The sequence below is a fragment of the Paenibacillus sp. JT22N1 genome, from assembly GCF_059692155.1.
Map to the genome: position 1 here is coordinate 224,022 of NZ_JCAUAW010000015.1, position 24,726 is coordinate 248,747.

Consider the following 24,726-nt stretch of genomic DNA (forward strand, 5'->3'; position numbering starts at 1 on the left):
GGAGGGAATGCGTATGCAGCTTGAAGGAGGTATTGTTGAAGCGATCGGAGCCACGCCGCTCATTCGACTTGGGCGGTTGTTCAAAGATCAGCCATTCGAAGTTTACGGGAAGATGGAGTGGATGAATCCAGGAGGCAGCGCGAAGGATAGGCCAGCACTTTATATGCTTCGAGAAGCGATACGGCGAGGTGAAGTGACCAGGGACAGCGTCATTGTGGAATCGAGTTCAGGTAATTTGGCTATTAGTCTCGCGCAGCTATGCTGTTATCTAGGACTGCGATTCATCTGTGTGGTGGATCCCCGCACAACCGAGCAACATAAGCAGATTATCCGCAGCTTCCATGGAGAAATCGATCTTGTCACGGAACCGGACGCGGAGACTGGTGAATTTTTGCCTGCGCGGATTCGGAGAGTAGGCGAGCTGGTTGGACAAATACCGAATGCGTATTGGACCAATCAGTATGCAAGCCCTGACAATGCCAAGGCACATATGGAGACGACCATGTTGGAAATCGGAGAACAATTGGGACCGATCGACTATTTATTTTGCGGTGTAAGCTCGTGTGGGACGATTCGAGGGTGTATGGAATATATCCGAAGTCGTGGATGGTCCACGCAAATTGTTGCTGTAGATGCGGAAGGCAGTGTCATTTTCGGCGGGGAAAAAGGTTCAAGAAGGTTCCCTGGGCTCGGCGCCGGAATAACACCAGGTCTGTACAGGCATGATGTAGCGGACCTTGTCATGTACGTTTCAGACTTGGACTGCGTGGAAGGCTGCCGTGCTTTGGTGCGGAGTGAAGGGATTTTGGCGGGGGCCTCTTCTGGAGGCGTTATTTCCGCGATCCGCAAAATGAGCGGAAGCATCTCTGAAGGAGCGGTTTGTGCTGCCATTTTGCCAGATCGAGGCGAGCGTTATTTGAATACCGTGTACAACGACGAATGGGTGCTGCAAGAGATAGGCTCTAATCCGAGTACCTGGCATGGGAGACTGGAGTATGATTTATTTACATGATGACCATATCCGAGAAATCGGAATCGATTGGACGAAGCTAACTGACATCATCCAAGATGTCGTTGCCATAAAAGACAAGGGTGACTGTGTACACCCCTTAAAGCCGTACTTACGATTCCGTGAACAGGCCAACCGGATTATAGCGATGCCTGCGTTCGTAGGCGGAACTATCGAGATGTCGGGCATTAAGTGGATTGCGAGCTTTCCGAATAATGGCCGCCTCGGCCTTCCCAGAGCGCATAATACCATTATTCTAAATAAGCCTACTACTGGTGAGCCTCTGGCATTTATCCACAGCGGCTTGCTGAATGGCTTGCGGACAGCGGCGGTTAGCGGTGTCATGCTTAGTCATTACATCGCAACCAGGCAGCCTGCAGATTTGCGCATCAGTATAATAGGGTGGGGACCCATTGGTCGGTTGCACCTCGATATGTGTATTGCGTTATTTGGAGATAAGATTAAACGGGTGACTGTGTACGATCTGAAGGGTGTAGATCCAAGCACAATCCCGGCTTCCGTTGAAGGGATTACTGACATCACAAGCGATTGGCGGTCCGGCTATCGAAGCGCTAACGTAATTGCCACATGTACCGTATCTGCACAAAGGTATATCGACGAGGCTCCGCCAAAAGAGGCTCTGCTGCTCAATGTATCGCTAAGGGATTATAGGCCGGAAAGTGTGGCCAAGGTGAAGGCTATTATCGTGGATGATTGGCGAGAGGTGTGCCGTGAAAATACGGATATCGAACAGCTGCATCTGCAGTATGATTTACAGGAATCAGATGTTATAACGTTGGCTGATATTGTGCTGCGTAATCGATTGGCAGCTATTGCCGCGGAGGAGCCCGTTTACTTCAATCCGATGGGTTTAGGCGTCTTCGATATTGCTTTAGCCGGGTACTATTGGAAGGAAGCGTTGCAGATGGACAAAGGGATAAGGTTAGAGAGCAGTCGATCTGTTTGAAAAATGGGGACTAGAAGAAGCACTGGCTCTGGTGGAGCAGTGCTTTTTTGATATTTGATAAGTGGTGGATATGGGATATAAGGAATTGGGAAGGCGAGTTGTACAGCGTGGAGCAATTTTCTTGATTTCTTCTGGGCTAGCCCAGAATGCTGTATGTTGGAGACCGTAGATTCATTCTCACAACTGGCAGGCATAACTCCAAAATTCGATTTTTGAGTCGCTCGGCAGCTAATGTTGCATTTTCTACAACAATTCACAAGCCCAGAGGCTGTTTTGCAGCTTGAAGTTGCAGTTTGTACAACATTTCGAGACCATTTCGTACGAAATGGCCTGATTAGGGCCAAATTGTTGTACAAGATGCAACATAGAGGGGAAATAGGCGGGATATAGGCTGGAATTGTTGCACTTTTTACAACATCATTTCGACAGAGAAGATGGTTTCATTCATCCGGCAACCTCTAGTGAGCCTATAATACGATGAATTCCGATTTAAGACATCTCTATGTAGAATAATATTCGATGAATGAATCGGCGGACTGGGTTATCCACACAATTGTCCACAATTCCACAGGGTAAAAAGTCCCGTTGTGTATAACTTTCGTGCACAGTGTCAACATATCCACAGATAAAGATATCCACAAAGAAAGTTTGGTTTTGAAACCATTTCTGTCACAAAACACATCCCTATTTCGCCTTATACATGAAAAGCGAAAACGGAGGGTGATGAACATGAGAAAATACGACACAGCGATTATTGGTGGAGGCTTAGCTGGATTAATTGCGGCCATCGAATTAGCTAAGGGTGGAAATAAAGTGGTTATTTTGGAGAAGTCGGGGCGCTTGGGCGGTAGGGCCATTACAAATAAGAAAAATGGTGTTTTCTTTAACTTAGGAGGGCATGCGTTATATCGCGCTGGGAAAGCGTACTCGATTTTACAAGAGCTCGGAGTTCGCATAGATGGGGGGGCGCCTTCATCCAAAGTTAACGCCATCTGGAACAATCAAATTCTGCCAATGCCCGCGAGTCCGTTCAGTATGTTATCATCTAAGCTTCTATCATGGTCTGGCAAAATGACTCTCCTGCGATTGGTCATGAAGTTAAACAAAATCGACTCAACCACATTAAGAAATTCAACCTTGAGGGATTGGGCTGAAGGTGAGATTCCTGATCCGATGGTGCGTCATATTTTCTATGCGCTGTGCAGAACTGCCACATATACGTACGATCCCGACTATCAGCTGGCTGGTCCCGTACTGGCACAAGTACAGCGTTCACTTAAGGGAGTCTTATACCTCCATGGCGGCTGGCAAACGATCGTGGATCAGCTGCAAGAGAAAGCGGTTCAAGCGGGGGTGCATATCGTTAACGACAAAGATGTGAAAGAGATCGTGCATCAGGATGGCAAGGTTCAAAAGCTTAAACTTACTGATGAGGAATATATAGAAATCTCAAACGTGATCAGCACCGCTTCCGCTTCTGAGACCTACAAGCTCGTTCGTGATGCTGATCACACGGTATTGAAACGGTGGAAGGATGAGGCACGTCCATCGAAAGCGGCATGCCTTGATTTAGGATTGAAGAAGCTGCCCGTCCGCGGACGAGATGTTGCGATCGCTCTGGATCAACCCATCTTTTTCTCCCATCATACCTTCCAAGCCAAACTAAGTGATGACGGTACATTGGTTGTGCATATGGTGAAGTATAACGGACCTGGGGAAAGCGATCCTAAGGCAGACGAGCAAATGCTCACAGCTACCATGAATGCACTTCATCCAGGCTGGGAACAAGAAGTTGTCGCAAGACAGTTCCTACCCAATATAACGGTTGTCCACGACTCTATGCATATAGGTAAATCGGATAGGTTAACAGGTCCGGCTGTTCAGGGTATACGTGGCCTTTATGTGGCTGGGGACTGGGTTAGTCATGGTGAAATGCTCGCTGATGCATCAGCTGCAAGTGCGAAACGAGCGGCGGAAGCTATTTTAAAAGAAAGCCATTTAGCGTAAAATTACCATATCAACTAGTTAGAGTCGGGAGGTGTACGATATGGAGTTAGCTGGATCTTCCGAGCTGATGTATACGTCGTATAAACCGCTTTTGTTCTCATTAGCTTATCGGATGCTGGGGAGTGTCATGGATGCTGAAGATGTCGTGCAGGAGGCATTTCTATATGTGAATGAGACGAATCCGGCGCATGTTCACAATCCTAAAGCGTATTTATGCAAAATCGTGACCAATCGGTGTATCGATAAGCTGCGTTCCGCCAGCAAAAAGCGCGAGATCTACGTAGGTCCATGGCTGCCGGAGCCGCTTATCATGAATGGTGACAACCAGACAGAACCTGATCTCTATTATTCGCAAAAAGAGTCACTTTCGACCGCGTACCTACTGCTGCTGCAACAGCTGTCTTGGGTAGAGAGGGCGGTATTCTTATTAAGAGAGGTACTCCAATACGAGTATGACGAAATTGCGGATATTGTTGGGAAAAGCAGCACCAATTGCCGGCAAATTTTTCGCAGAGCCAAGAGTGCCATCAGCAGCTTTCCAGATCGTGGTGATGATCCAAAGGTGCTGCAGAAGCAGCCTGTAATGGAACAAACTTCAGCCGCCGTGGAACAGTTCGTGCAGGCATTAGTATCTGGCAACATCGGTCAGTTGTTGAGCATCGTCAAAACGGATGCCGTCCTTTACTCTGACGGTGGAGGTAAGGTTAAAGCGGCTGTTAAGCCTATTATGGGGGCGGAACGTATCGCCATGTTCATGTCAGGGGTGCTCTCCAAAGTGCCGCCTGGCTTCAGTTATTCATTAACAACTGTGAATGGAGAATTGGGCATTGTGGCTTACGATGATGGCCAACCGTACAATGTGACATCCTTCCATGTTGTTGATGGTCAGATTGCTGCCGTGTATCTCGTAGTTAATCCTGACAAGTTGAGGCATCTATAAATTAGCTCCTGCCCAACCTTCTTGCGCATGATCTCTCAGGGATTGTGCGGAGGAAGGTATTTTTGTGCAGCAATTTGCAAATAGATCAAACAAAATTAGCTGTAAAGCCTACATATATTCAGCCCCCAAACAGCTCTTTAGCTCTTAAGTTGGTTGCTGCCAGTTCTCGCTAAGCGCCAAGTCTTTCTCTCAGGGATTTTGAGTAAAAAGGGTTATTATGCAACAATTGGAAATTCTTTGCGTCTAAGTAGTAAAGAATCTAAAGATTTGAGGTGTAGTTAATAGATGAAGTCCATACTCTTATTGCTTGTATTTGCATTTGGTTTGTCTAGTATCGGGCATCAAGGTGACATCGCCGTTCCTCCAACTGAGGTGGAAGGGGTTTATGAGCTGCCATTCCCTAATCCTACAGCTCCACTTCCTGAAAACCTGCAGGATCGAATATTTCAATTAGAAAATGTGTATAGACAATTGTCAGTTAAGCCAATGAGTATTTATAAGTCTGAGGGTGAATACCCCGATGGCGCATTTCATCTTCAGCTTTTGAAGCTAGGTAATCATCGTGAGGAATTGAGCTTACAGGAGAAAGGCCAGATTAAAGAAGCCATCTATAAGGCCATAGGGTCACGTTTCTCACTTGATATTACAACTTTGGTTATATCGAAAGAGGAGGAGTTGGTTGGGGTTATATCCGAAATAGATAGGGAGGAGCAAAAGATGCTCCTTGTTAATCCTGAGGCCTGTTTAGATAAGGAATGCAAGGAAATAGAGAAGTTTTGGGTGAGTCTCGAAGACGATGCCGTAATCGTAACGAATCGCAGTGACGGTTCAAATAAGTTTGAGGATTTAAAACTAGGAGATTTGCTCCATATATGGACTACACAAGCAGTATTACAAAGCTCTCCTCCGCAATATACAGCACTTGATATTGAGGTGGTGGAGCCTGAAGATGAGACGCCAGTTGCACTTTCAGCTTTAATGAAGACAGAATTTAATGGCATTAAACAAATCGATGTCAGATTCGGCGACGGTAAAAAGCTGGCCATTACTGATACAAAGTCTCTTGAGGAGATATCATCAAAATTGAAAAGAATTGAGCTTGTCCGAGCCAATGATAAAAGAACCTTTTATGGGTTTCTGTACGGTATGGAATTAACCATTGGGGATAACAAGTTTCAGTATGGCACCAGTCTAACGTTTGATAAAATTAAATATAAGCATAATTCAGTTACAATCGAACTAAACGACTATATTGTAGCTTTGAAGAGCAAGTAATCCGAATCTCTTTGTTGGTATACGATGATAAAAAGAGCTGCTCACGAAGTCTTCGCGATTCGTAGCAGCTTTTTCATGTTAATCAAAGAGCTTTTCGGATCACCTTTTTATAGTGCAGAACGGAGAGTATGCCGAATATTGAGTACAAGACGGTATACAGCACCATCACAATGATCATTGGCGTCCATAGCTCTGCACCGAAAAGAAACCATCCCGACTGGACGGCAAAATAGCTGTGGACCAGCCCGACGACCAAGGGGATTCCAAAATTAAAGATTTGTTTGATCTGAATGCCTTTTAACAAATCGTCCTGCGTAAAACCAAGCTTCCTTAAAATCGTATACGACGGCTTTTCATCTTCGCTTTCATCCATTTGTTTGAAATAAAGGATGCAGCCGGATGTAATCAGGAAGGTTAGTCCTAAGAAGCCAACGATGAACATAATGAGTCCCATTCTATTTTTCTGGTCATTGGCCATATTTTGGCGGGAATCATAAGCACGATTTTGATCAAAGCCCAGCTCGTGAAAAAGCTGATTTGCTTCGAGAAGCTTTGTCTCATTCTCAATATCAATTCCCAGATAGACGGATGACTCTTTTTGAATCGGGGGGTTGATATCTTGCTTTAACCGCTTGAAAACCGAATCGTCAACGATAGCAACAGGCTGGCCTCCATTCGAAAAGTACCAAGAAACGATGTATTGCTTCTCAGAGCCTACATAAGTTTGTGGAATGACGACTTGCTGCCCGCTAAGTTGGATTTGGCCGGAATTTTTGAGGCTCATAAATTTTTGTAGCATGTCATTGGTACCAGTAAATAACGTTTGTTCGGCTGTCAGATCGATGAATGGCGCGTCTTTGTCACTGATAACAGGAATCGTCATGTTACTCGGATCAAGGATAAGGCCTTCCATATTGGAAGCCAAGATTTCCTTTAGATTGGCCTTGACCTGAACGACCTCAATTGTTGTATCCTTGTGATTGATTTGACTATCATCTAACGCGGCTTTAAATTTGTTGGCATCTTCTACATTCGTAATGGCAAAGTGGGCTGGTACGCTGTTTTGGGCCGTTTTTTCCGCAGAGTAATAGGATATGTAGCTTAAAGATAACAAGGCGATGGAAAGTGCGGATATGGTTGTAATGACAGTCAATAACAAGGCATTCGATTTCATGCGAAACATAATGGATGAAAGCGATAAAACCTCACGAACATTTAAATAGCCATTCTTCTTGCTTCGGATGACGTTAAGGATTAACCGGACAGACCCTTTGTAGAATAGATAGGTTCCGATGATGACGGATGCCAGAATAAAGATCATGGCCGAAAAGATGGCAACCATCGTCATGAAATCTCCGCTAAACAGCTTCGAGGAAACGTAGTAGCCTAGCAAAATAAGGATCAGTCCCACCATCCCCATGATGGCTTCCGAAGTAGACAATCTTTTCACCTTCACTTCAGTTGAGGTAGAGACGCGAAACAACGATAAAATACTCTGTCTTTTAATGAACATATAATTGACAAGCATGATTAACAAGTAGACAGCACTAAAAATAACGAGGGTCTGGACCAGTGCTTTTAATGAAAATTGCAGCGTTGCGGCAGCTTTAACACCAGTAATTTGAAACAAAATCATTAGGATGAGCTTAGAAACGGAAAATCCGATAAACGTTCCGACGATTAATGAACCGAAATAAAGGATGAAGTTCTCGGTGCTAAGGATGCGGAAGATTGCGCTTTTCGTCATTCCGATTAATTGCAATAAGCCGATTTCTTTACTGCGCCTTTTCACAAAGATGTTGTTGGCATACAGATTAAAGACGGCGACAATCGCAACAAGTAAAATGGAAGCAGCACGGATGGACGCGGCGCCTTTAATTGTGCCCTTGGTTTGGTCTAAAGCAGGGTCATACTGCAGAGTGACAAATGCGAAATAAAGCGCGACGCTGAACATTAAGGCAAACACGTAAAGGTAGTAATGCTTGATGTTAGACTTCAGGTTTTGAACAATCAGCTGGTTAATGCTCATTGTGCACCCCGCCCAGAACACCCTGTGTCTTCATGATGTCTTGAAAGAAGGCCTGCCTGGATTCTTGACCTTTATATAATTGGGTATAGATTTGTCCGTCCTTAATAAAGATGACTCTGCTGCTGTAGCTGGCGGCGACTGAATCATGGGTAACCATTACGATGGTTGCTTTCCGTCGTTGATTCAGTTCATTAAGCTTATTAAGTAAATCGGATGCGGATTTAGAATCGAGTGCACCGGTGGGCTCGTCGGCGAAAATAATACTTGGTTCATGAACAAATGCTCTTGCGGCAGAGGTCCGCTGTTTCTGTCCGCCTGAGATTTCGTTAGGATACTTATCCTTAATTTCAAAAATGCCGAGCTCTGCTGCTACCGCTTGAAATTTGTGATCGGCTTCTTGCTTCGAGGCTTTGGTAATGGACAGCGGCAGAAGGATATTCTCCTTGACGGTCAAAGTATCCAGCAGGTTATAGTCTTGAAAGATAAACCCCAGATGATGCTTGCGGAATTCAGCCAACTGCTTCTCTTTCATGGCCGTAATTTCTTGGCCTTCGATTTTAATGGAGCCTTGACTTAGCCTGTCAATCGAAGAAAGTACGTTGAGCAGGGTTGTTTTCCCTGAGCCCGATGCCCCCATGATGCTCACGAAATCCCCTTTTTCAATGCTGATATCCAGGCCCTTGAGCACCTCTTGCTTATTAAGCTTATTGCCATAGCTTTTATGGATTTTGGTTGCTTCCAAAATATTCATATCATTCATCTCCTCTTCTACGATAGCTTTATTATAAAAAGCTTCGCATCCTTTTTCCTTCGATTGAACGAACAAAGAAGAAAGGCATGTGACAATGTTGTCACATGCCCGTAATCCGGACGGTTTCATTTGGTTGTGGAAAGGTGAGCGTAAAGGTTGTCCCCGCGCCTGCTTCTGAATTTGCAGCAATATGGATGAGCAATGCCTGCGCCGCTTTTTGGGCCAAATATAAGCCCATACCTGTTGCGGCGCTGTCCTGATGCCAAGTCGTAGAAGTAAAGCCTTTATCAAAGATACGAGGCAGATCTTTTGGGTTGATGCCACGGCCGTGGTCTTTGACCTCGAGCACCGTACGCTCATGCTTCTGGTAGCTCTTTACTATGATATCCGACGAGTCGCTGTTGCTGTATTTCACGGCGTTGGTTAAGAGCTGCCGTAGGATAAAAGCTAACCATTTTGCATCGCTGAGCACTTTTGTGACTTCGAATTGTACGTCAAAGCCAATTCCTTTTTGTATGCACCAGGACTTCAATGTCTTGATCTCCATATAAATAAGAGCTTCAAGATCTACGTGCTCGATATACAGGTCATTCTCCATAGACGGTAAACGTTTTTGATGGAGCTGCTGGTCAAGCAGCAGATGAATCCGCAACCATTCATAGGTCAAAGCAGCTTTCATGGCTTCATCATCCAAGCGGTCAATCATTAAACGCAAGGCAGTGAGCGGTGTCTTCACTTCATGAATCCAGGACAGCAGCTCGTCTTTCTCTTGTTCTAAAGCCACCTGGTGCCGTGAGGCGATTTGACTCAGCCGCTCGGTCAGGCTCGTCATACTGGTCTCGACAATTTGTTCAAACGGGCTTTCAGCATCGGCGATACTTGAGAGATCGAGATTGTTTTCTCGTTCTTCCAATTGCTTAAAGAATTTCGATTCTCTGTTGTAACGGATCGTCAGAAAGATGGCAAACAAGGTCGTAAATAAAAAAACAATATAGAGAATAGGGGAGAAGGGAATCTCATAATCGAGATAAGCGATAAAAAGGAGTAGTCCTTGCCCGAACAGAAACAGCAGGATCCAGCTTTTCCTTTCCATAACATACTTCTTAATCATGAAAAGGGGACTCCTCTGCTGCGATGTAACCCTGACCGACCTTCGTTTCGATAAAGCGTCCTAAGCCAATCTCGTCTAGCCGTTTCCGCAGCCGATTGACATTCACGGTCAAAGTATTATCGCTTACAAAACGCTGGTCATCCCATAAGCTGTTAATTATTTCTTCCCGACTTACGATCGTGTTCTTATGTTCAATCAACAACTTGAGAATATAGATTTCATTCTTCGTCAACTCAATCGAGCCTGCTTGATTAGTAACCGCATTTTTCTCGTAATCAACAGTTGCGCCGCACCATGTTTTGAGCTTGATGGATTCCGTGTTGTAGTTATAGACACGCCTGAGAATGGCTTGGATCTTCGCAATGAGCACATCAAAATGAAAGGGTTTCTGAATAAAATCATCCGCTCCGAGCTGCATAGACATGACCATGTCGGTGGGGTGATCGCGAGAAGACAGAAATACAATCGGAATGTTGGAATGGGTCCGAATCATCCGGCACCAATGAAACCCGTCAAATTTGGGCAGTTGAATATCAATGATAACTAAATCAGGTTTTAGGGCAATAAACTCTTCAACCACTCGGCTAAAATCCGCAATGCCGTGTACATCGTATGACCATTTGGCCAACCTTTCCTTGATCTCCGTGAACAGGGTTGCGTCATCTTCAATGAGCATGATCTTAAACACTAGGAATCACTCCACTTGAGTCGAATTTCTAAACCTCATTGTAATGGAAAATAGCGGCTTGTGCTACGTAGATAAAAAAAGCTGCTCACGAAGTCATTGACGACTCGTGGCAGCTTTTTTTGCTATTGTTACGAATCAGAAGTTTCGTCGTCTGCATAAATGGAGTGAATGTTTCCTTCAGGGTCAGCGAAGAAGGCTGTTGTCTGTCTCCACGGCATAATAGTGGGTTCTTTAATTGCAATAGCACCTTTGGAAAGGATGTCTCTATAAGTTTTATGGACTAATTCCGGTGAATCACAGGGGAAACAGAGCTCGAACGATTTAAACTACCATATTTTTCTTTGCAAAAACTAGTTTGGATAAGATCGGTTTGATGTTCTCCCTTATAATGTCGCATAATGAATAATGACAATAGCCGGATAATTAGAGGAGAGAAAATAGATGAACAAAAAGATACAGATTGAGACAGAGACAGCCAAGCGACCGGCGCCCTCATTTACACTTCCTGCATCCAACGGGAAAAACGTATCCTTACAGAATTTTAAAGGGAAGAAGCTTGTCATTTACTTTTATCCACAAGACAACACGCCAACCTGTACCCAAGAATCGTGCGATTTTCGTGACTATAATGGTAAGTTTGAACAGCTCGGTGTGGAAGTGATCGGAATTAGCCCCGATGAGCTGATAGCCCACGATAAGTTCATTGCGAAGTATGAGCTGCCATTCCTACTGCTTTCTGACCCTGACCATCAAGTAGCTGAGAAGTTCGGTGTATGGGCGCTAAAGAAACTGTATGGCCGTGAGTATATGGGGATTATCCGTTCTACATTCCTGATTGATGAAGAGGGATATATCGTCAAGGAATGGAGTAAAGTGAGGATTAAGAATCACGTTCAGTCGGTTTTGGACGCTGTAATGGCATTGAATGCAAGTCGTTAATACGCAACAAAGAAGGATGGAACTTTTTTACAAATTATTCGTCTAATCAATTGCATGGGAGAAAATTTGTGAAGAGGGGAAAGCGATGAAAAAGAAGCTGATTGTTTCGATATTGTCTATTTTCATGGCTTATGGAAGTACCGCGTACGGGGCTGTGGAGGAAACCCATTGGGTGATGAAAGAGCTCAAGGATTACAAGCAGTACATCGTGCCTTATAGGGACATTGCATCGACGCAAGGTACGGTAACGCAGAAAGAGTGGGATTCATTCCAGCGAAATGTACTGGACTTGGGCAATCTGGATAAACCCATACTGCTCGATGATTGGGCGACGGCTCTTAAAATGGCAGTGGATTTGCCAGAAAAAAACCGAGATGCCTGGATCAGCATGTATGTTCACGGGCTGGGGCAAGGGACGGAGATTACCCGTGAAAATGCAGTCGGAGGGATGGTAAAGCTGTTGATCGGTTCTTACTTCAAGGGGAGCTGGTCTGCGGAAGAAGTAAAGTCGGCAAAAGCGCTGTTGGATCATCAGGATATCAGCGATAAGCAGCGAAGTCTGGTTGAGATTGCGTATGTCCAGGGAATTTTGGATGATTCGGTGAAAGAAAAGTTTAGGCCCAACGATAAGCTGACGAATGCCGAAGCAATTTCTATGATGTTTCGGGTAATGGGGGATTTGGCGTATGACAAGCCGGATCTGCCGGCAAACCATTGGCTCAGCGAAGAGCTAGAGTCTGCCTACCAAAGCAGCAAGCTTCCAAAGCCGATGCTTAAGGTGCTGCGTCGTGCTTTTCAAGATCCGATGAACGCCGAACGCAATATTCCTGTTTCTTTGTGGCACGAAATGCTCGTTTCAGGGCTGCCGGTTCCTGCTTATATGAAGGAGAAAGCGTTTATGTATACGCTCGCCTATGATAAGGATGGAGGAATACTACGGGACAGAGCGGTAGTCGGATTAACTAAGCTTGGAAAAAATCCAAGAAGCGCAACTGCGGAGGAAAAAATGAAAGCTGAAAACGCGTTTGCCGATTATCGCGCTGCTTTTGACTCCGATAAAATCGCTGTTGCCTACGGAGATGGCCTTCTGGAGGGTCGGAACGGTCAAAGCTTCGGCGTCCACGGTTACCTAACCTATGCTGAGGCGGCTGCTCTTGCTATCCGTGCAAGCTTAAGGGAGGCTTTGAACGATACCCCTTTGCTAATTGATGAAAAGACCGCATTGCAAATAGCCAAAGAAACGGACCCCGATTCTGAAGCCGAATGGAAAGTAACCTTCAAGAAGGGGCTGGTGCTCCATTACAACACGAACAGGTCAATCTATGATGGGTGGGTCGTAGAAGCGGTCTATCCGGCAGGAAACAAAATGGTTGTGTATATTGATGCCAGAACGGGTAAAATCATGGTCCTTGGAGAGATTGAAGCTCCTATGATTGACAGCGATTGATTTATTAGTGAGGATACGTATAAGGGCAAAACTTGCTATACAAGCTGCACCGAAAACAAAACCTCCTACGTTGAAAGGACTTTTCTCACATGTGGATGATGCTCAAAGACCGCAGAATGACGTTTCTCATGATAGCTAACATCTTATCCTCGATCGGCTCAGGAATAACCATGATCGGCGTGCCGTGGCTGTTAGTGAATCGAGCCGGGGGAAGTGAGATATTTGGTTACGCAACGCTAGCGTCAACCATTATACTTTTCTTCCTATCGCCGCATATCGGCGTGTATATTGACCGTATTTCCCGAAAGAAAATGCTGCTGGGCAGTGAAGTTGTCGGCGGATCAGTCACGCTGCTATTTGCACTCTGGGGATTAAGTGCAGGTCACTTCGAAACGTGGCAGTTGATCGTTATTTATTTTAGCGGTTCTCTGTACTACAACGTTCACTTTCCAACCCAGTTCGCATTTACGCAAGAGATCTTCTCGAAGGAACAGTACAAAACGTTAAATTCTATCCTCGAAGTCCAGAATCAATCCACATCGATGATCGCGGGTGGCTTGGCGAGTCTATTGATTGATCATATCGATTTTGCATGGATTCTATTAGCGGACGCGATGACTTACTTTTTGGGCTTTGGTCTATTTTTGCTTATTCCCTATATCAAGAACAGGTCTGTCACGGCAAATGGCGCCGTCTCCATGTGGTCGAATATCAGAGAAGGCTTCGCTTATTTGAAAACGAGACCGCTATTGGTCATGTTTTTCCTTTGCGCACTGATGCCTTTTCTTTGTGTTATGGTTGGTAATTATCTTTACCCCGTGTATATCACAAGTGTCCTACATGGCGGGGCTAATGTTCTCGGGGCAGCCGATATGATTTTCGCCATCGGAGCTGTCGTGGCCGGTTTAACGGTTCCGCTGCTCATGCAGCGTTTGGGTTCCTATTATACGACGATTCTTTCATTCGTCATTTTCGGTCTGTCGATTGTTTTCTTTTACGTGTTCCCGCTCGTCTCTATTTTTCTCCTCTTCAAAACGTTGAACGGATGGGGGAATGCGGGGAGTCGCGTAGCACGAAATACGATTTTGATGGAAATGGTTCCTAATCATTTGATCGGTCGTGTGAATAGCTTTTTCAACACTGTAGGAATGGGTATGCGAGTTCTGCTTATTGGCGTCTGTACACAAATTGTTTCTTTTCAAGGCGCTAGGATGGCCATTCTTTTGCTCGGAATCTTATTAGTCGTTAGTTTTATAGGTCTTATTAGCAGCAGGCCCTTGTTTAACGTGGCGACGCAAACGAAAAATGAGGCTGTACCGCAAGAAATTTAGCAATAAATTGAACAAAAGCAGATCAGGTCCTTTCACTAGAAACTACCCTTCTCACTCCGAGAGGGGTAGTTTTTGTTACCACATAAGAAAGTATAAGTTTTCGGATCACGAAAACCGCTTTCTTATTGGCGATAAAACCTACCTCTAAACGCGGTCGCTCATCTTTGAATGGCTTCGATAAAGGTTTTCTCATAGAGACATACTCTTGATCGTTCTCCCATATAATCTATCAGTTAGCAAATTGATAGAACAAGCGGAGGGATCGTCGGATGCGTTTTCAGGTACAACGTGCAACCAACAGGCAGAAAAGAGTACAACTTTCAATGGTAGTCCTTTTACTAGTTTCTCTATTTTTCTTTGCGATTCCGGCAAAGGCAACAGAGAGCGATGGAAACTCCGTACAAGCACAAGAAGGGCAAGATCTTTATCAAAAGCTCAAAACAGGTAAGCGCCCGCAGAGCGAGAAGACGTTTGAAACACCGGAACAGCCTACCGTTTACTTGACCTTTGATGACGGTCCTAGCAAGCTGACGAGTCAGGTGCTGGATATTTTAGATAAAGAGAATGTGAAAGCTACGTTTTTCGCGCTTGGCGAACAAGCTGAGGCACACCCTGCATTGGTCAAAAGAATTGTGCAAGACGGACATACCCTAGGCAATCATTCCTATAATCATATATATAAAGAGCTGTATAGCGATTTCCAAACCTTTTGGGACCAAATCCAGCGTAGTGAGGACGTATTTGCCAGTTTGGCTGATACTAGACCGCAATTGGTGCGCGCCCCGGGAGGTACATATACGAATTTCGATGTGTATTACTACTATTTGATGGATCAGGCTGGTTATACCGTTGTGGACTGGAATGTAGACAGTGGTGATTCCAAAAGATTGCGTGTACCCGCGAATGAAATTTGGCAAACGATTAAGGGATCACCGCTCGAACACGAGATCAACATCCTGTTTCATGATGGTAGCGGGCATGAGTCAACGGTAGAGGTATTGCCCCAAGTTATCAGCTATTACAAAAAACTAGGTTATGCATTCGCTCCTCTTACGACTCAGGTTAAGCCCAAACAGTTCCCAGTGGGTAAGCCGAAGTGGTCGAGAAACATGAGTTTGGCCCATTTCCAAGATCTATTGAAAGAAACACAACAATATGCTTTGGCACATGTTCAGACGGATCAAGATCAGAAGAATGCTGAACTGCATCTTGCCCAACAAACCGCAGTAGCTAGAGAAGAGACGGCACAAATTCTATCCGCGCAGGCGGCGGTACCGCTGCAAGTTCATGTGGCCGGAGGCAGCAGCTTTACAATTGAACCTGCAGAGTATCAGCTGCGTGCTAATCGGATTGAGCTGCCGCTGCGCTTTCTCATAGAGAAAATGGGCGGGCAAATAGAATGGCAGGCTGAAAAAAAGAAAGCGAATGCACATTTTGGTGTTTATGATTTGGAATATGATTTATCCGCTAGAAGCATAAGGCTGTATACCTTGGGTAATAGCGTAGCTACCTATTCATTAGCGGATATGGATCTGCAAGACGGTAAGATCATCGTTCCTTTGCGAAAAACCATAGATTTACTAGGCGGGCGAATTACGGATACTGTCATAGAATCGGATAAGCGAGAGGTGTCTGTGGCATTACGGCCTTTTTATATGTTTAAAGAAAATAATAGTATTCTGAAAAACTCTCTATTTGCCATGGGAGGGTAATGTCTAAAATAGTAGAGGGCTGGAAAAACTAGAAGCATAACCTTATAAAGGAGGCTTCTTGTCTATGCAGTCGAAAACCCGAATATTCGATCAGCCGCAGCCTCTCGTGGAACGGATGATCATGAACGTAGAGAAAGTGATTGTTGGAAAGAGAGAGACGATAGAGAAAGCGTTCGTTGCTATGCTGAGCGGCGGCCATCTTTTGCTGGAAGACGTACCCGGTGTTGGAAAAACGATGCTTGTACGTGCCTTGGCTAGAACGATTGGTTGTGAGTTTAAGAGGATTCAGTGCACTCCTGATTTATTGCCGTCTGATGTAACCGGTGTATCCGTATTTAATGTGAAGACGAATGATTTTGAGTTTCGCCCTGGACCGTTAATGACACCCATCGTGCTGGCAGACGAAGTCAACCGTACCTCACCGAAGACACAATCTGCTTTCTTAGAGGCGATGGAAGAGAAGCGGGTTACTATTGACGGGGTGAGTTATGAATTGCCTAAACCCTTCGTCTTATTAGCTACGCAAAACCCTGTGGACTATGAAGGTACTTATGCGCTGCCGGAAGCGCAGATGGATCGTTTTATGATGAAGTTGTCACTTGGTTATCCGACGCCTGAGCAAGAAATTCTGATGCTGGATCGCCTACAGGATCGCCAGCCGTTGGATCACTTGAAGCCTGTTATTGTACAAGATGAGTTTGTGCAATTGCAAAGAGAAGCAACCATGATTCATGTCGATAATACGTTAAAAGATTTCATTGTTCGTTTGGCCTTGGCAACTAGGGAGCATGTTGATTTGTACTTGGGTGCAAGTCCAAGAGCATCCTACGCCTTGATGCGCGCTGCGCAAACATCTGCTTATATGAAGGGCAGAAGCTTCGTGGTACCAGATGACATCAAGGATTTGGTGCTGCCGATCTGGACACACCGGCTTATTCTGACTTCCGAAGCACGAATGACTGACAAATCTGCGGATACGATTTTGACAGGCTTACTAGCCTCCTTACAAACTCCTGTTCTTCGTTACGTCACGGCGAAGTAGGGGCCTACTATGAGAAGCTGGGGTAAAACGACGCTGTTGGTTGTGGGATGTGTGCTGTCCATTGTTTTGGCGTATTGGCAAGGTGGATTTGCCGCTTGGTATATAGGGATTTGTTTGACATTAATCTGGATTCAGGCTGGATTATTTTATGTATTCGCATTAAAAGGACTAACCGTTAGCCGGCAGTTGTCAGGCGAAGTTTTCGTGTCCGGTGAAGACGTTACCATCGCTTTGCAAGTTGGGCATCGTACATTATTGCCGCTGCCTTGGATGATTATTAAGGAAACATGGGTTCATGAAGGAAGCGGGGGGAAGCTGAGCTACAACAAGCTGCTTTTCCCATGGTTTCGATCAGCTGTAATCCTCCATTACAAAATGACGGGTCTTATGCGAGGCGTTTATCGTTTCGCAGGCTTTGAAGTAGTGACTGGTGATTTATTTGGTTTTGCTGTTCGAAAAGCCTATCGCGATGATCTTCACCGGTGTGTTGTTTATCCGAGACCTGATTCTTTGACCGGATCAGGCATGACATTTCAATCCGAGGATGGTGATGTGCCTACCGTCCGTGGTCCTAAAACCGATACACCGCTAATTAGCGGCGTTCGTGACTATGTCAGCGGTGATCCCTACCACCGCATCCATTGGAAATCCACAGCCAGGCTGAGCCGGCTGATGACCAAAGACCCCGAGCAAGCATCCTCCGCGAAGCGGATGCTGCTGCTCGACGCGGCGCCTGCGGCGGGTCCAGCTGAGGCGGCGCAGCCGCTGCTGGAGAAGGGCGTCGCCCTCGCGGCTGGCTTCTTCGAAGCCGCCGCTGGCGGGCGCGAGAGCTGCGGCTTCGCCAGCAGCTCGGGCAACAGGCGAATCGCACCGACGATTCGCCCTGATCTAACGCTCGCGTACGAAGTACTCGCGAGCGTGGGCGGCAAGCCCGCCCTTACCTTTCCTGACCTCGTCAGGAAAGAGGAGGCGGCCTTGCCGCTGGATGCGTCGATGCTGTGCATCACATCGACGCTGGATCTGGCGTTAGTGCGCGCGATCGCTGATGCGCGCACCAAGCGCCGGTCCGTGCACGTGATCTACGTGCACGCGCGGCCCTCTCTCTCGGTCGCGGAGCGAGAGGGGGCTTCTCAGCTGCAGGCCGTAGGCTGCAGCTTCACAGAAGTGCCGCACCCGCGAAGCCAGTGGCCAAAGCAAGGAGGTGTCGCGGATGCAACCGCTTGAACCCAACCGCGCGCCGCGCGCTCTTTCACGCCCTTTACGCTCGAGCGCAGACTCGTCGCGCTTGAAGTCTCGATCTTTACGTGCTAACTCTTTAAGCACTAACTCCATACACGCAAGCGCCGAGCCCGCAGCCGCTATCCCATCAAGTCCAATCTTCCATTCAAGCGCTATATCTAACGCACAGTCATCATCGCCAACCAACACCTTTTTCCGAGACAGTCTAATCTCATTGCTGCTCTTCCTATTGCTCTCAGAATGGCTCCGTCCTCTAGCCTGGATGGCCGATGCTTCCATTCAAATCGGTCCCATTCTCGTCGTATTTGCGATTTGCATCGCAATAGACTGCTTCAAGGTTCCTTATGCTTGGGGATGGACAGCCAAAAGCATCATTATCCTGCTCTTCATTGGTTTTATGTTTGACCGTGAAGGCTTTCTAACCGGAGCATGGATCATCGATTTGGTGAGGATCCTTTCTCAGGATGTGGTTCACATTGTTCAAGCTCATTTCGACCTTATCAGTGGTCAAATGCGAACGCTGCTCTTTCTGTTAGGTTGGTCGCTCCTGATCTCCGTTGTGCAGGCCCTAATGCTGCAGAGACAGCATAGTCTTTGGTTTGTCGCAGCCACGCTCATCTATCTTGTCTTCTTACAGTTGGTGCTTGGTGCGGATACGGTTCAAGGGATTATGCGCACAATAGGATATGGACTACTTTTGTTATCGCTGCTCAATCTCTCAAGAATTGAACAAACCTATGGCATCACTTCGGTGCGTTCGGGCGGCGTTTTTCAATGGATTGTAGTCAGCTTGGTTGTTGTAAGTGCGCTAGCTAGTGTGGGGTGGTACTCGGCAAGGCAGGCGGAGCCTACCCCTCTGATGAAACCAGTTAGCTGGGCGTATTTATACGATCGCATATTTGAACTTTACAAGGAAGATACGGGAGTGAACGGTGCTTTTGCTAGGTCTGGATACGGTCAGGACGACACCTCCTTAGGAGGTCCACTCCAGGTGGACACGACCCCGGTATTCACAGCCAGAACATCTGAATTAACCTACTGGCGCGGAGAATCCAAAAGCTTCTACGATGGCAAAGGCTGGACCGAGCCCAATCAAAAGCTTGAGCCTTACGTTTCTCCTAATCAACCATTTACTGGTCGGGCTGTGAATCAGGAAATTCTATGGAACACGAAATCGCCTAATTACCAATTGTTTGCGGGTGGAAAGTTACTAGGCGTTGATACGCTTTTGAGCGAGAAGGGGAAACCGCTAACACCGAGCAGTCTCCTTACATCTAAATCTAATGGTAAAGTAACTCTGCCCGAGATTATGGATCCGTTATCTTATTACAAAATAACCGTCCAACCCGTGCAGGAAGATCCATCCATACTTAACACGGATATGGGCAGCTATCCCTCTGACATTGCAGGGGAATATCTTCAACTTCCAGCTTCTTTGCCGCGGTCTGTTCGCAGCATTGCCGAGCAAGTAACAGCGAATCGTTTAACGCCTTATGCCAAAGCGGTTGCGATTGAGCAGTATTTAAGCAATACCTATACCTATAGTCTCGAAAAGCCAACGCATCCAAGCCGCAATGAGGATTTTGTCAGTCATTTTCTGTTCGTAGACCGAACAGGGTATTGTGATCATTTTTCAACGTCGATGGTCGTCATGCTTCGTACTGTCGGGGTGCCTGCCCGCTGGGTAAAAGGTTTCGCTCCAGGGACATTACAAGAATCTAGCGACGGCGAGGGGCTCCAGGAAGTTATGGTTCGCAATCAAGATGCGCATTCATGGGTGGAGGTTTATTTTCCTTCTATGGGCTGGGTGCCGTTTGAGCCTACGCCGGGATTCTCCGGTATTTCGTCCGACCATCCGAGAGAAACCTTGACGACTGCTGCCATGGAGCAAGCGGCGATGACAGCTTCACTCATGAACGTTCCCACATCAACTAAGTTTACAACCAATCCAAGTGAGTGGCTTCATGCAACGAAGGATAAAATCGTTAATTTTGCAAAGCCTTATAGGAAAGCTTTCATTGTTCTAATCGGATGTTGTCTCCTTCTTGTGGGTATTTTCGTTTTGCTTAGGCGAAAAGGGTTCCTAGTCAATACGCGGCTGTATTTTCCAATTTACAAAAGCAAGCTGGGCAATTCACACCCCATGACACCTTATATGGATCGTTTATGGATGCAGCTATTTCACAAATACGGCGCAAAATCCGCGAACCAGACGGTGCGGGAGTATGTCACAACGCTAAATTTCAAAGATCAACGACAGAAACAAGCGCTGCTCGAATTTGCCTTGATTTACGAAAGTGTCCGCTATGATACGGCCAATTCACTGACCTATACGAAGCGGGAAATTACCGCGATTTGGAAAGCCATTCAAAAGACACATTAAACCCCTTTACATCCTAGGTACCTAATGTTTAAAATTAGTACCTATAAATAGTGATAAGCGGACAAGGGGAACCCCTTAAACCTCAATCGCTATGAATCTAGGAGGTCGGATAATGAGTAAACCGAGTGAAATGATTGTCGTATTAGATTTTGGAGGTCAGTATAATCAACTGATTGCTAGACGAATTCGTGATTTGGGCGTTTACAGCGAGCTGCTGCCGCACAATACAACTGTTGATAAAATTCGTGAGCTTAACCCTAAGGGGATTGTGTTCTCCGGTGGTCCGTCGAGCGTATACGGTGAAGGAGCTCCCGCTGTTGACGCAGGAATCTTTGATTTGGGTATTCCAATCTTGGGTATTTGCTATGGCATGCAGTTAATTGCTCACCAACTGAACGGTAAAGTTGAACGCGCTCATACGCGTGAATACGGTAAGGCTGATCTTTCATTTACGAATGAAAGCCCGCTAGTGAAAGGGTTAGAATCCAAACAAACCGTGTGGATGAGTCATGGTGATCACGTTTCTGTCCTACCCGAAGGCTTCGTTATAGAAGCAAGCACGGATTCTCTTCCGATTGCTGCAATGAGTAACCGTGAGCGCAACATTCATGCCGTACAGTTCCACCCAGAAGTTCGTCACTCCCTTCAAGGGAATGAAATGATCCATAACTTTATCTATGGCGTATGCGGTTGCGAAGGTGACTGGACAATGTCCTCCTTTGTGGAAGACATGATCAAAGAGCTTCGTCAAGAAGTTGGCGACAAGAAAGTCCTATGCGCACTTAGTGGCGGCGTGGATTCATCGGTTGTTGCTATTCTGCTGCATAAAGCGATCGGTGCTCAGCTGACGTGTATGTTTATTGATCATGGTTTGCTGCGTCAAGGTGAAGCGGAGAGCGTTATGGACACTTTTGTCGGCAAATTCGATATGAAAGTGGTCAAAATTGATGCGCGTGAACGTTTCCTCGGCAAGCTGGCCGGCGTAGACGATCCTGAGCAAAAACGTAAAATTATCGGTACTGAATTCATCCGTGTATTCGAAGAGGAATCCAGTCAGTTCGATGACTTTACTTTCCTAGCCCAAGGTACCTTATACACAGATATCGTGGAAAGCGGTACGGCTACTGCACAAACGATCAAATCGCACCATAACGTAGGCGGACTGCCGAAAGATATGAAGTTCAAGCTAATCGAGCCGCTCAAAACACTATTCAAAGACGAAGTGCGTAAAGTAGGCGAGGAATGTGGCCTTCCAGCAGCTATCGTTTGGAGACAACCTTTCCCAGGTCCTGGTCTAGCCATTCGTGTTCTAGGTGAAGTAACGGAAGATAAGCTGAAAATAGTTCGTGAATCCGACGCCATTCTGCGCGACGAAATCGCCAAAGCAGGCTTAGATCGTGAGATCTGGCAGTACTTCACAGCACTTCCGGGCATGAAAAGCGTGGGAGTTATGGGTGACGCAAGAACTTACTCCTATACTGTAGGTATTCGTGCTGTTACATCTATTGATGGAATGACAGCTGACTGGGCGCGTATCCCTTGGGATGTGCTTGAGAAGATTTCGGTTCGTATCGTTAATGAAGTTGAGAACGTGAATCGTATCGTTTATGACATCACTTCTAAGCCGCCTGCTACCATTGAATGGGAATAATTTAAATCACTAGTAAAAAGACGAACGTTATGGGAAAAAATACCCCTTTATCGTTCGTCTTTTTTATTGACATCTGGTTATTTCACAACTAAAATGTGTAATGGATAACAGTTTTTCGTATAATCTCGGGAATTGGCCTGAGAGTTTCTACGAGATCACCGCAAATGATCTGGCTACGAAAAAAAGGAACGGAATCCGTATGAGTTTCTACGTGCACCTTTACACATCGAAGGCAGCTCTCATATGGATAGCTCCTTTTTCGTACCCGGAATCAGGCATTATGATTCCGGGTTTTTTGCTGTTCCCCACATTCGTTTTAGGAGGAGTAGGAAAATGGATCGCTTTTTTAAATTGAAACAAAACGGCACGACAGTAAGAACAGAAATCATGGCGGGGATCACTACGTTCATGACGATGGCTTACATCCTTGCGGTAAATCCAGACATTTTAAGTGCTTTTAAATCGGGGGCTACCGGCGGTGACTGGACTTCGATTTTCTTAGCTACAGCGATTGCAGCGGGTGTAATGACGATTGCTATGGGGTTATTCGTTAACTTTCCAGTTGCACTAGCTCCTGGGATGGGCTTGAATGCTTACTTCGCGACGATCATTTTAACTTCGCAAGGTAAATTCACGTTTTCTATGGCTTTAGCAGCTGTATTCATTTCGGGGATTATTTTCATCATTCTTACCATTACCAGAGTCCGTCAAATGCTCCTTGTGGCCGTTCCGGACAGCCTGAAGCATGCGATTACCGTGGGGATTGGTTTGTTTATCGCAATGATCGGTTTTAAGAACAGCGGCATCTTAACCGTTGCGGTTGAAAGCGGCAAAGATATTAAGGCGCATCAATTTACAGATGTACTTTCATTTGAAACTGTGTTCCACATGGGTTCATTAGAAGATAAAGGCGTTATTTTAACAATCGTTGGGGTCTTGTTGATTTCTATCTTTATGGTGCTTCGTCTTCGTGGTGCTATCTTGATCGGTATATTGGCTACAACAATCATTGGGTACTTCATGGGTATGGTTAATCTAGGTTCATTGACTAGTGCAGACACGACATGGGTTCCTGATTTAACAAAGCTTCGTTTCGCTGATTTTGATTTTGCAGGCATTATGACAACGGGAATTGTTTCGGTTATTGCTACGTTTACGTTTGTTGAGCTTTTTGATACATTCGGTACTATGGTTGGAACAGCGAATCGTGCTGGTATTATGAAGAATAAAGAAGAAGGCAACAAGCGTGTAGGTAAAGCCATGTTCGTGGATGCGATTGGTGTTAGTGGCGGTGCGTTAGTTGGGACTAGTACGGTTACTGCTTTCGTAGAAAGCGCAGCGGGTGTAGCAGAGGGTGGACGTACAGGTTTAACGGCGGTAACTACAGGCGTATGTTTCTTGCTTGCCCTGTTCTTAGCTCCGATTGCTATGTTGGTTCCTGGTTCTGCGACAGCGGCAGCGTTGATCGTGGTTGGTGTTCTTATGGTTCAATCCATTCGTGAGATCGACTTTCAAGACTTTGTTCTGGCGATCCCAGCATTCCTTACAATTGTATTGATGCCTTTCACTTACAATATTGCGAATGGTATCTCCTTCGGTATCGTTACGTATGTAGTCCTGGCAGCAGCATCTAACCTAGGTGGCAAAAGTCAGACGCGTTATCCGATTCACTGGTTAATGTGGGTACTGGCGGTTCTAATCCTAGCTCGTTACATCTTTATAGGAAGCCAAGGTTAAAAGACTCAAGCTCTGGTGCATTACGCACTGGAGCTTTTTTGTTTATATTTCCATATGTTCAATGTATAAAATGCTTGCAATCGGCTTGTGGATTTGTTATATTACTCCTTGTCGCTTCGGCGGTCGAACGAAAGAACGAAAGAAATTAAAAAAAAGTTCTTGCAATCGAATAGGCTGATGTGGTATATTGATCAAGTCGCCTTTGAGGGGCGAAGGATTAAAACGAAAGAAATTGATCTTTGAAAACTGAACAACGAGTGAGTAAGCGCGAACGAGAAATCGTTCAAAAAAGAGATTGCAAAATCTCGCTAGCAAGTCAATGAGCATTTCAGCTTTCAGATAAACGGATGAGCAATTGTCCACTATTATGGAGAGTTTGATCCTGGCTCAGGACGAACGCTGGCGGCGTGCCTAATACATGCAAGTCGAGCGGATTTATCCTTCGGGATAAGTTAGCGGCGGACGGGT

Annotated in this window: 18 protein-coding genes, 1 rRNA gene and 1 riboswitch; of the genes, 15 read left to right on the forward strand and 4 right to left on the reverse strand. The window is 45.8% G+C overall.

Annotated features, from left to right (window positions below):
* Positions 1-13: 13 nt before the first annotated feature.
* The 5 genes from sbnA to AC58UU_RS27360 all read left to right on the forward strand — a co-directional run bounded on the left by sbnA (position 14) and on the right by AC58UU_RS27360 (position 6,198).
* Positions 14-1,012: a 2,3-diaminopropionate biosynthesis protein SbnA gene (gene sbnA, locus AC58UU_RS27340; protein ID WP_497320355.1), complete on the forward strand. Its 999-nt coding sequence runs from the start codon at positions 14-16 to the stop codon at positions 1,010-1,012.
* On the forward strand, positions 996-1,976 hold the full coding sequence (locus tag AC58UU_RS27345) for a 2,3-diaminopropionate biosynthesis protein SbnB (RefSeq protein ID WP_497320356.1): 981 nt from the start codon (positions 996-998) through the stop codon (positions 1,974-1,976). The genes sbnA and AC58UU_RS27345 overlap by 17 nt, the downstream gene beginning before the upstream one ends.
* Before the next feature lie 729 nt (positions 1,977-2,705).
* The gene (locus AC58UU_RS27350) at positions 2,706-3,983 is read left to right on the forward strand and encodes a phytoene desaturase family protein (RefSeq protein ID WP_497320357.1); all 1,278 of its coding nucleotides are present in this window, start codon (positions 2,706-2,708) and stop codon (positions 3,981-3,983) included.
* Positions 3,984-4,023: 40 nt separating this feature from the next.
* On the forward strand, positions 4,024-4,923 hold the full coding sequence (locus AC58UU_RS27355) for an RNA polymerase sigma-70 factor (RefSeq protein ID WP_497320359.1): 900 nt from the start codon (positions 4,024-4,026) through the stop codon (positions 4,921-4,923).
* A gap of 324 nt (positions 4,924-5,247) precedes the next feature.
* Positions 5,248-6,198 carry a DUF3221 domain-containing protein gene (locus tag AC58UU_RS27360; protein WP_497320360.1) on the forward strand — a complete coding sequence of 317 codons (951 nt, stop codon included), beginning with the start codon at positions 5,248-5,250 and terminating at the stop codon, positions 6,196-6,198.
* Between the two features lie 82 nt (positions 6,199-6,280).
* Here AC58UU_RS27360 and AC58UU_RS27365 read toward each other — a convergent pair whose 3' ends face one another.
* The 4 genes from AC58UU_RS27365 to AC58UU_RS27380 all read right to left on the reverse strand — a co-directional run bounded on the left by AC58UU_RS27365 (position 6,281) and on the right by AC58UU_RS27380 (position 10,777).
* Positions 6,281-8,227 carry an FtsX-like permease family protein gene (locus AC58UU_RS27365; RefSeq protein WP_497320361.1) on the reverse strand — a complete coding sequence of 649 codons (1,947 nt, stop codon included), beginning with the start codon at positions 8,225-8,227 and terminating at the stop codon, positions 6,281-6,283.
* Positions 8,217-8,978: an ABC transporter ATP-binding protein gene (locus tag AC58UU_RS27370; protein ID WP_497320363.1), complete on the reverse strand. Its 762-nt coding sequence runs from the start codon at positions 8,976-8,978 to the stop codon at positions 8,217-8,219. Before AC58UU_RS27370 ends, AC58UU_RS27365 begins: the two co-directional genes overlap by 11 nt.
* Before the next feature lie 100 nt (positions 8,979-9,078).
* Positions 9,079-10,089: a sensor histidine kinase gene (locus AC58UU_RS27375; protein WP_497320364.1), complete on the reverse strand. Its 1,011-nt coding sequence runs from the start codon at positions 10,087-10,089 to the stop codon at positions 9,079-9,081.
* Entirely contained in the window at positions 10,082-10,777 is a 696-nt protein-coding gene (locus tag AC58UU_RS27380; RefSeq protein WP_497320365.1) for a response regulator transcription factor, read from the reverse strand. The genes AC58UU_RS27375 and AC58UU_RS27380 overlap by 8 nt, the downstream gene beginning before the upstream one ends.
* Positions 10,778-11,218: 441 nt before the next feature.
* Here AC58UU_RS27380 and bcp point away from each other — a divergent pair, with 441 nt between their 5' ends.
* The 10 genes from bcp to AC58UU_RS27430 all read left to right on the forward strand — a co-directional run.
* A complete protein-coding gene (gene bcp, locus AC58UU_RS27385; RefSeq protein WP_497320366.1) occupies positions 11,219-11,716 on the forward strand; it encodes a thioredoxin-dependent thiol peroxidase in 498 nt (165 codons plus the stop codon).
* Positions 11,717-11,801: 85 nt separating this feature from the next.
* A complete protein-coding gene (locus AC58UU_RS27390; RefSeq protein WP_497320367.1) occupies positions 11,802-13,163 on the forward strand; it encodes a hypothetical protein in 1,362 nt (453 codons plus the stop codon).
* A gap of 89 nt (positions 13,164-13,252) precedes the next feature.
* Positions 13,253-14,494, forward strand: a complete 1,242-nt coding sequence (locus tag AC58UU_RS27395; RefSeq protein ID WP_497320369.1) for an MFS transporter — start codon at positions 13,253-13,255, stop codon at positions 14,492-14,494.
* 269 nt (positions 14,495-14,763) lie between these two features.
* Positions 14,764-16,206, forward strand: a complete 1,443-nt coding sequence (locus AC58UU_RS27400) for a polysaccharide deacetylase family protein (RefSeq protein WP_497320370.1) — start codon at positions 14,764-14,766, stop codon at positions 16,204-16,206.
* 64 nt (positions 16,207-16,270) lie between these two features.
* Positions 16,271-17,248 carry an AAA family ATPase gene (locus AC58UU_RS27405; RefSeq protein WP_497320372.1) on the forward strand — a complete coding sequence of 326 codons (978 nt, stop codon included), beginning with the start codon at positions 16,271-16,273 and terminating at the stop codon, positions 17,246-17,248.
* A 9-nt stretch (positions 17,249-17,257) separates the two neighbouring features.
* Positions 17,258-18,472 carry a DUF58 domain-containing protein gene (locus AC58UU_RS27410; RefSeq protein ID WP_497320373.1) on the forward strand — a complete coding sequence of 405 codons (1,215 nt, stop codon included), beginning with the start codon at positions 17,258-17,260 and terminating at the stop codon, positions 18,470-18,472.
* Positions 18,459-20,870: a transglutaminase-like domain-containing protein gene (locus AC58UU_RS27415; RefSeq protein ID WP_497320374.1), complete on the forward strand. Its 2,412-nt coding sequence runs from the start codon at positions 18,459-18,461 to the stop codon at positions 20,868-20,870. The genes AC58UU_RS27410 and AC58UU_RS27415 overlap by 14 nt, the downstream gene beginning before the upstream one ends.
* Positions 20,871-20,982: 112 nt before the next feature.
* Positions 20,983-22,521, forward strand: coding sequence for a glutamine-hydrolyzing GMP synthase (guaA, locus tag AC58UU_RS27420; protein WP_497320375.1), 1,539 nt, complete (start codon positions 20,983-20,985; stop codon positions 22,519-22,521).
* A gap of 95 nt (positions 22,522-22,616) precedes the next feature.
* A riboswitch (purine riboswitch) is annotated at positions 22,617-22,717 on the forward strand.
* Between the two features lie 137 nt (positions 22,718-22,854).
* A complete protein-coding gene (locus AC58UU_RS27425) occupies positions 22,855-24,258 on the forward strand; it encodes an NCS2 family permease (RefSeq protein ID WP_497320376.1) in 1,404 nt (467 codons plus the stop codon).
* A 364-nt stretch (positions 24,259-24,622) separates the two neighbouring features.
* Positions 24,623-24,726 (forward strand): 16S ribosomal RNA (locus AC58UU_RS27430); the annotation flags it as partial.

Coding starts and splice junctions, on each gene's coding strand:
- sbnA (WP_497320355.1), top strand. CDS start 14: ATGCAGCTTGAAGGAGGTATTGTTGAAGCGATCGGAGCCACGCCGCTC.
- AC58UU_RS27345 (WP_497320356.1), top strand. CDS start 996: ATGATTTATTTACATGATGACCATATCCGAGAAATCGGAATCGATTGG.
- AC58UU_RS27350 (WP_497320357.1), top strand. CDS start 2,706: ATGAGAAAATACGACACAGCGATTATTGGTGGAGGCTTAGCTGGATTA.
- AC58UU_RS27355 (WP_497320359.1), top strand. CDS start 4,024: ATGGAGTTAGCTGGATCTTCCGAGCTGATGTATACGTCGTATAAACCG.
- AC58UU_RS27365 (WP_497320361.1), bottom strand. CDS start 8,227: ATGAGCATTAACCAGCTGATTGTTCAAAACCTGAAGTCTAACATCAAG.
- AC58UU_RS27370 (WP_497320363.1), bottom strand. CDS start 8,978: ATGAATATTTTGGAAGCAACCAAAATCCATAAAAGCTATGGCAATAAG.
- AC58UU_RS27375 (WP_497320364.1), bottom strand. CDS start 10,089: ATGATTAAGAAGTATGTTATGGAAAGGAAAAGCTGGATCCTGCTGTTT.
- bcp (WP_497320366.1), top strand. CDS start 11,219: ATGAACAAAAAGATACAGATTGAGACAGAGACAGCCAAGCGACCGGCG.
- AC58UU_RS27390 (WP_497320367.1), top strand. CDS start 11,802: ATGAAAAAGAAGCTGATTGTTTCGATATTGTCTATTTTCATGGCTTAT.
- AC58UU_RS27395 (WP_497320369.1), top strand. CDS start 13,253: ATGTGGATGATGCTCAAAGACCGCAGAATGACGTTTCTCATGATAGCT.
- AC58UU_RS27400 (WP_497320370.1), top strand. CDS start 14,764: ATGCGTTTTCAGGTACAACGTGCAACCAACAGGCAGAAAAGAGTACAA.
- AC58UU_RS27405 (WP_497320372.1), top strand. CDS start 16,271: ATGCAGTCGAAAACCCGAATATTCGATCAGCCGCAGCCTCTCGTGGAA.
- AC58UU_RS27410 (WP_497320373.1), top strand. CDS start 17,258: ATGAGAAGCTGGGGTAAAACGACGCTGTTGGTTGTGGGATGTGTGCTG.
- AC58UU_RS27415 (WP_497320374.1), top strand. CDS start 18,459: ATGCAACCGCTTGAACCCAACCGCGCGCCGCGCGCTCTTTCACGCCCT.
- guaA (WP_497320375.1), top strand. CDS start 20,983: ATGAGTAAACCGAGTGAAATGATTGTCGTATTAGATTTTGGAGGTCAG.
- AC58UU_RS27425 (WP_497320376.1), top strand. CDS start 22,855: ATGGATCGCTTTTTTAAATTGAAACAAAACGGCACGACAGTAAGAACA.